This window comes from Jatrophihabitans sp. (assembly GCF_051960575.1).
Lineage (GTDB): Bacteria > Actinomycetota > Actinomycetes > Mycobacteriales > Jatrophihabitantaceae > JBQCEE01.
In genome coordinates this window covers 1-6593 of sequence record NZ_JBQCEE010000127.1, presented here as the reverse complement: position 1 = coordinate 6593, position 6593 = coordinate 1, and the positions used below count along the sequence as shown (strand labels likewise).

Annotated in this window: 5 protein-coding genes and 1 pseudogene; 4 read left to right on the top strand and 2 right to left on the bottom strand. The window is 73.4% G+C overall.

The window, feature by feature from the left end; genetic code table 11:
- Positions 1 to 110: 110 nt before the first annotated feature.
- Complete coding sequence (locus tag ACTHMS_RS06790; RefSeq protein WP_440305908.1) at positions 111 to 1547, bottom strand: glycoside hydrolase family 3 N-terminal domain-containing protein; 1437 nt, start codon at positions 1545 to 1547, stop codon at positions 111 to 113.
- Between the two features lie 116 nt (positions 1548 to 1663).
- On the opposite strand from ACTHMS_RS06790, the gene ACTHMS_RS06785 reads away from it, so the two are divergent.
- Entirely contained in the window at positions 1664 to 2389 is a 726-nt protein-coding gene (locus tag ACTHMS_RS06785; protein WP_440305907.1) for a GntR family transcriptional regulator, read from the top strand.
- Positions 2390 to 2440: 51 nt separating this feature from the next.
- Positions 2441 to 3334 carry an SAM-dependent methyltransferase gene (locus ACTHMS_RS06780; RefSeq protein ID WP_440305906.1) on the top strand — a complete coding sequence of 298 codons (894 nt, stop codon included), beginning with the start codon at positions 2441 to 2443 and terminating at the stop codon, positions 3332 to 3334.
- 4 nt (positions 3335 to 3338) lie between these two features.
- On the opposite strand, the gene mqnP is transcribed toward ACTHMS_RS06780, so the two are convergent.
- Positions 3339 to 4229 (bottom strand): menaquinone biosynthesis prenyltransferase MqnP, encoded by an 891-nt coding sequence (mqnP, locus tag ACTHMS_RS06775; RefSeq protein WP_440305905.1) that lies wholly within the window; start codon positions 4227 to 4229, stop codon positions 3339 to 3341.
- Between mqnP and ACTHMS_RS06770 the strand changes: the two genes are divergently transcribed.
- Entirely contained in the window at positions 4228 to 5388 is a 1161-nt protein-coding gene (locus ACTHMS_RS06770) for an NAD(P)/FAD-dependent oxidoreductase (RefSeq protein WP_440305904.1), read from the top strand. The genes mqnP and ACTHMS_RS06770 overlap by 2 nt on opposite strands.
- A gap of 115 nt (positions 5389 to 5503) precedes the next feature.
- Positions 5504 to 6593: pseudogene (locus ACTHMS_RS06765) on the top strand (pre-peptidase C-terminal domain-containing protein); the annotation flags it as partial.

Genomic DNA, 6593 nt, shown 5'->3' with positions numbered 1-6593 from the left:
GGCAGCGGCGATGCGGGCCCGCGCCTCGGCCAGTCCGCCGTCGGTCGCCGCGAGCCGCGCGAACAGCTCGGGTTGGGCCGCGATGTCCGCCGCCATCAGGGCACCGGCGGTCATCGCGACACCTGCGCGAGGCGGCCGGCGAGCAGGTCGGCGGCCGCGTCGAGCAGACCAGGGGCGACACCGCGCGTGCGCACGACCGTCGGGCCGCCGGGGAGCCCGGCCGGCCAGCCGACGTCGACCACCACGGCCGCCGGGTGCGCCAGTGCCGCGCGCAGCAGCGCGTGCTGCCACGCATGCCGGTGCGGGTCGCGCACGACCACCACCAGCGACCGTGACGGGTCGATCGCCGGCAGCGACGCGTCCGTCACGGGCAGTGTCGTCACCCCTGTCGTCCGCGCTGACAGCGGCTCACCCAACGACCAGGGCAGTTCGCCCGACGCCATGCCGCCGGGCGGTCGGGCCTCGAGCACGAGCGGCCGGTCGAGCACCGGCAGTGCACCGAGCACCTCGAGGCAGCGGCTCGCGTCGACGGCCGTCGGCCGGGTGATCGCGCCGCCGCGACGGGCCAGCATGGCCGTGCGGCGCGCCGCGTCCTCGACCCGCTCGACCCTGAGCCCACCACGCTCGACGGCCTGCGCCACCGCCGCAGGCACGGCCTCGACGAGGTGCGGGTAGGCGAGCGCACCGGTCTCGATCGCATCGGCACCTGCGGCCAGCGCGGCGACGAAGCCGCCGACCAGGCCGTGGGTGTCGGCGAGGGCCCGCATCTCGAGCGCATCGGTCACGACCGTGCCGTCGAACCCGAGGTCGCCGCGCAGCACGTCGTGGGTGACCGCACGGCTCACCGTCGCGAGCCGGTCGGGGTCGAGGGCGGCCACCAGCAGGTGACCGGTCATCACCGCGCGCACCCCCGCGTCGACGGCGGCCCGGAACGGCACGAACTCGCCCCGCTCGAGCTCGTCACGCGTGCGCGTGACGGTCGCGACCTCGTGATGCGAGTCGGCGCTGGTGGCGCCGTGGCCCGGGAAGTGCTTCGCACAGGCGGCGACGCCCGCCGACTGCAGCCCGCGCACCGCCGCCGCCACGTGCCGCGCGGCGAGCACGGGGTCGGCCCCGAACGACCGCAGCCCGATCACCGGGTTGTCCGGGTCGAGGTTGACGTCGGCGACGGGGGCGAGGTCGAGCGTCACGCCGGCGTCGACGAGCCGCGCCGCGATCGCCGCGTAGGCGGCCTCGGTCGCCGCCTCGTCGTCGAGGAAGCCGAGTGCGCACGCACCGGGCGAGGCGCTCCCCCGCACCGTGTCGAGCCGGGTGACGTCGCCGCCCTCCTCGTCGAGCGCCACGACGATGTCACGCCCGGCCGCGTCCCGCAGCCGGGCGGTGAGCCGGTCGACCGATCGCCCGTCGCCGACATTCGACCCGAACAGGACGACCCCACCGAGACCGTGAGCGAGAGCGTCGAGCAACCACCGGGGCGGTTCCTCACCGACGAAGCCGAGCAGCAGCGACCCGAGGGCCTGGCGGCGGAGATCGTCGTCGATGCGCATACCCTCGTCCGATGAAAGTGGTGTAGACAAATCTGGATGCTTCCCGGTACCCCGGGCCGCTGTCAATGGTGTAGACATCGAGGACGGCTGTCGGCTGTCCAGCCAAGGAGGTCGTCGTGGTCGCGCCTGACGAGCGGTTCACCCGCGCACCGAAGTACTACGCGGTGAAGCAGCACCTGCTCGAGCTCATCGACACGCTGCAGCCCGGCAGCCCGGTGCCGACCGAGCGGCTGCTCACCGCGCAGCTGGCCACCTCACGCACCACCGTGCGGCAGGCGCTCGCCGAGCTCGTCGGCGAGGGCCGGCTCGTCCGGCGGCAGGGCTCGGGCACCTTCGTCGCCGAGCCGAAGGTGAGCTGGCCGCTGCAGATGACGAGCTTCACCGAGCAGGCCGCCGCCACCGGGCACGCGGCGACCACCGAGCTGATCGAGGCCACGCGTGAAAAGGCCGGCGACGCCGTGGCCGAGCGGCTCGGGTTGCATCCCGGCGGTCTCGTCCACCGCATCGAACGGCTGCGGCTCGTCGACGGCACCCCGATGGCGCTCGAGACCTCGCACCTGTCGGCCGCCCGCTTCCCCGGACTGGCCCGGCTGCTGAAGCGGGGTGACTCGCTCTACCGCGTGCTGCGCGACGAGTTCGGCGTCGAACCGGTCACCGCCGAGGAGACGATCGAGACCGCGGTCGCCTCGCCCCGCGAGGCCGAGTACCTGCAGACCGACACCGGCGCACCGATGCTCGTGCTGAGCCGGCACAGCTTCACGGCCGCGGGCGAGCCGGTCGAGTGGGTGCAGTCGTGGTACCGCGGCGACCGCTACCGGTTCGTCACGCGGCTCTCGGTCTGACCCGACCCGCGGCCCCGAAAGGGACGAAACGGCGCCGATTAGGCTTCGGCCGTGCGTCTGATCCCGCGTGAGCTGCACCGTTCGCAGCGTCCGAGCTCGACGGCCGAAGCGGTGACCCTCGCGCGGGCGGCAGAACTGCGGCGTCCGGTGGGCGACCGGATCGTCACCGACGAGTACGCACCGCACTTCCTGTCGGGGCCGGCCCGGGTCGTCGAGCGTTCACTCGGGGTCACCGGCGGCGCCTACCGCGCGCTCGAGCGCTTGGCGCCCGCCGGCGTCATCACCTTCTCGCTGGTGCGGCACCGGTTCATCGACGTGCACCTGGCCCGTTGCCTGGACGACGGTGTCGAGCAGGTGCTCGTGCTCGGTGCGGGCTACGACAGCCGCGCCTACCGGTTCGCCGCCGAGCTCAGCGGCCGGCCGGTGCACGAGGTCGACCTGCCGCCGCTGTCGCGCCGGAAGGCCGCCATCGTCGCCGCGCACCCGGAGGTGTTCGGCCACACCCGGGTGCGCCGGGTCGAGATCGACTTCCGCACCCAGTCGCTCGCCGAGCGGCTGCTCGAGTCGGGCTTCGCGGTCGGGGCGCGCACCTTCGTGGTGTGGGAGGGCGTGACGCCCTATCTCGACCGCCCGGCCGTCGAGGGCACCCTCGCGACGCTCGGCGACGTCTGCGGCCAGGGGTCGACGCTCACCCTGGACTTCTGGCAGCGGCTCCCCGCCGTGACCACCGGCGGCCGGCTGCGCGAGGCCGCGGCCCGCAGCTTCGCCCTCATCGGCGAGCCGCTCACCTTCGCCGTGACCCCGGACGACGCGGCGAAGCTGCTCGGCTCGCACGGGTTCACGGTGGCCGACCTCGCCGATCACCGCGAGCTCGAGAGCCGGTACTCGACCGGCGGCCGGGCCAGCGAGGCGTCGACCTACGTGGTGGCAGCGCGCAAGCGCTGAGCGGTCAGCCGCGCAGGCCGTTGGCGAGCAGGTCGACGAGCGCGAACGCGAACAGCCCGATGCCGATGACGCCGTTCGCGGTGAAGAAGGCGCGGTTCACGCGTGACAGGTCGTCGGCCCGCACGATCGAGTGCTCGTACACGAGCACGACCGCGGTGAGCGCGACCCCGGCGAACCACCAGCCGCCCAGCGAGGCGGCGACGCCGAACCACAGGAAGGCGGCGACGGTGACGACGTGCACGACCGACGACGCGCGCAGCGCCGCCGGGACGCCGAACCGGGCCGGGAACGACCGCGAGCCGATGCGGCGGTCGACCTCGGCGTCCTGGCACGAGTAGATGAGGTCGAAGCCACCGATCCAGGTGCCGACGGCGATGCCGAGGGCGGTGGCGGCCCAGCTGCCCGACCCGGTCACCGCGATCCACGCCCCGACGGGCGCGACGAACTGCGCGATCGCGAGCAGCAGCTGCGGGAAGTCGGTGAATCGCTTGCCGTAGCTGTAGAGCACGAGCAGGAACACCGCGACCGGCGCCAGCGCCAGGCAGAGCCACGACAGCGCCGCCGCACTGCCGAGGAAGACCGCGAGCGCGACCGCCGTACCGATCCACGCGGACGCGACGGTCAGCTCGCCGGTGACGAGTTCGCGCCGGGCGGTGCGCGGGTTCAGCGCGTCGAAGTTGCGGTCGAGGATGCGGTTCGCGCTCATCGCGACCGTGCGCGCGCCGACCATCGCCACGGTGATCAGCAGCAGTTGCACCCAGTGCACGCTCGACGTCTGGCGCCACATGGCGGTGAGCGCGGCGATGTAGGCGAACGGCAGCGCGAAGACCGAGTGCTCGATCATCACGAGCGACAGGAACTTGCGCACCGCGCTGCGTTCGACGGTTGCCGTCATGACGCGATTATCGTCGGGCCGTCGTCGTCGGCGCCGTACTGGGTACCGTCCGGGGGTGACGGCGGACGTGGTCGTGGTGGGGGCCGGCCCGGCCGGTGCCACCGCCGCGCTCGCCGCGCTGCGTGCGCACCCGGGGCTCGACGTGCGGCTGGTCGACCGCGCCGACTTCCCCCGCGACAAACCGTGCGGCGACGGCATCGCACCGCACGCGCTCGACGTGCTCGCCGGCCTCGGCCTCGAGGGCCTCTTCGACGACCGGATCCCCGTGCACCGGCTGCGGCTGGTCAAGCAGGGCCACGGCGCCGCCCGCACCACGCGGAGTCCGAACTTCGTCGTGCCGCGCGAGATCTTCGACGCCCGGCTCGTCGCTGCTGCGCTGGACGCCGGGGCACGCTTCGAGCGGCGGCGCGTGCGCGCGGTCGACCACCTGGACGCCCGCGTCGTCGTGCTCGCGCACGGCGCCCACCCGCTGCCGGGAGCAGCACCGCGCCGCGGGCGCACCGCCTTCGCGCTGCGCGGCTACGCACCGACGCCTCCCGGCCGCGCGAGCGAGCAGGTGATCGTCTTCGGTGACCAGCGGCAGCCCTCGTACGCGTGGTCGTTCGACCGCGGCGACGGCTGGGCGAACGTGGGGTACGGCGAGGTGCTCAGCCCCGCACGTGCCGCACCCTCGCGCGCACTGCTGCTCGGCGAGCTCGAGCGGCTGCTGCCCGGGGCGACGGAGGACGGGCGCGCGTGGCGCGGGCACCACCTGCCACTGTCGTCCTGGCGCTTCCGCCCGCCCGAAGGCCGCGTGCTCACCGTCGGGGACGCCGCGGGCCTGATCAATCCCCTCACCGGCGAGGGGATCTACTACGCCGTGCTGACCGGCGCGGCGGCCGGTCGCGCGGCGGCCGAGGCGCTCGCCGCCGGGCGGCCGCAGGCGGCGGGACGGCGCTACCGCCGGGCCGTCACCCCCGCCCTCGGCGTCCACCTCGTCAACACCGCCGCGGCGGCCCGCCTCAGCACCCTCGACGTCGTCGTGGACGCGGGTGTGCGCGCCGCGGCGCGTGACCAGCGGATCTTCGACGACTTCGTCGACCTCGGGCTCGGCGGCGGCACGCTCACACCCCGGCTCGGCGCCGGGCTGGTCGCCGGCCTGCTGCGAACTGGCAGCTAGCTGCGCGGCACGAAGTCCCCGCTCTCAAGAAACTTAACCGACTCACAGGTCGGGCTAGCGTGCTGCCGTCCCGTCCACCCGACGGGCTCCCTTCCCCCGACCCAGGAGGTCGTTCGTGACCAGTCGTCTCCGGGCACTCGGCACCGTCGCCGCGCTCGGCACCGCCACCGCGTTGATCGCCGTGGCACCAGCCGCCCTCGCCGCCCCGCCCAGCAACGGCGAGTCTAATCCCTACTCACCGGCCCACGGCCACAGCTACCGGCACGGCGTCATCCCGACGCGTGCCGTGCAGCAGCGGATGCAGCACTGGGCCGCGAGCCAGCCCGCTGCCGCCACGGGCAGCGAGACGCTGTCGTACGGCGGCGGGGTCGACGGCATCGGCGTGCAGAGCGGCCACTCGAAGGTGTACCTGGTCTTCTACGGCACCCAGTGGGGCACGCAGACCACCACGAACGGCATCAGCAGCTTCTCCGGCGACGCGAACGGCGCCGCCCAGGCCGCGCAGAACATGTTCAAGGGCATCGGGACGAACAACGAACTCTGGTCGGCGGACCTGACCCAGTGGTGTGACGGCGCGGGCGTCGCGAGCGGCGCGACCTCGTGCCCCGCGTCCGGCGCGAGCTACATCCCCTACCAGTCCGGCGGTGTGCTCTCGGGCGTCTGGTACGACAACTCCAAGGCGTCGCCGTCGTCGGCGACCGCGGCACAGCTGGGCCAGGAGGCCGTCTCGGCGGCCGCCCACTTCGGCAACACGACGGCCGCGTCGAACCGGGACGCGTACTACGTCATCCTGTCGCCTCACGGCACGAACCCGGACAACTACCAGAGTCCGACGCAGGGCTACTGCGCGTGGCACGACTACAACGGTGACGTCGGCGTCTCGTCCCCCTACGGCGACATCGCCTTCAGCAACCAGCCCTACAACATCGACATGGGCGCGAGCTGCGGCACCAACTTCATCAACAGCGGCACCGCCGGCAAGCTCGACGGCTGGACGATGACGCTCGGCCACGAGTGGCACGAGATGATGTCCGACCAGAACCCGGCGGGCGGCTGGACGAACCACCAGACGCTCAGTTCGTACTACCAGCAGGAGAACTCCGACGAGTGCGCGTGGATCGCTCCGGGCCAGACCGGCGGCGCCGCGAACGTGTCGTTCGGTTCCTTCGGTAGCTACGCCGAGCAGGCGTCGTGGTCCAACGACA

What these genes read in the sequence shown, in the direction of transcription:
- ACTHMS_RS06790 (WP_440305908.1), bottom strand. Translation starts at nt 1,547, where the DNA reads ATGCGCATCGACGACGATCTCCGCCGCCAGGCCCTCGGGTCGCTGCTG.
- ACTHMS_RS06770 (WP_440305904.1), top strand. Translation starts at nt 4,228, where the DNA reads ATGACGCGATTATCGTCGGGCCGTCGTCGTCGGCGCCGTACTGGGTAC.
- mqnP (WP_440305905.1), bottom strand. Translation starts at nt 4,229, where the DNA reads ATGACGGCAACCGTCGAACGCAGCGCGGTGCGCAAGTTCCTGTCGCTC.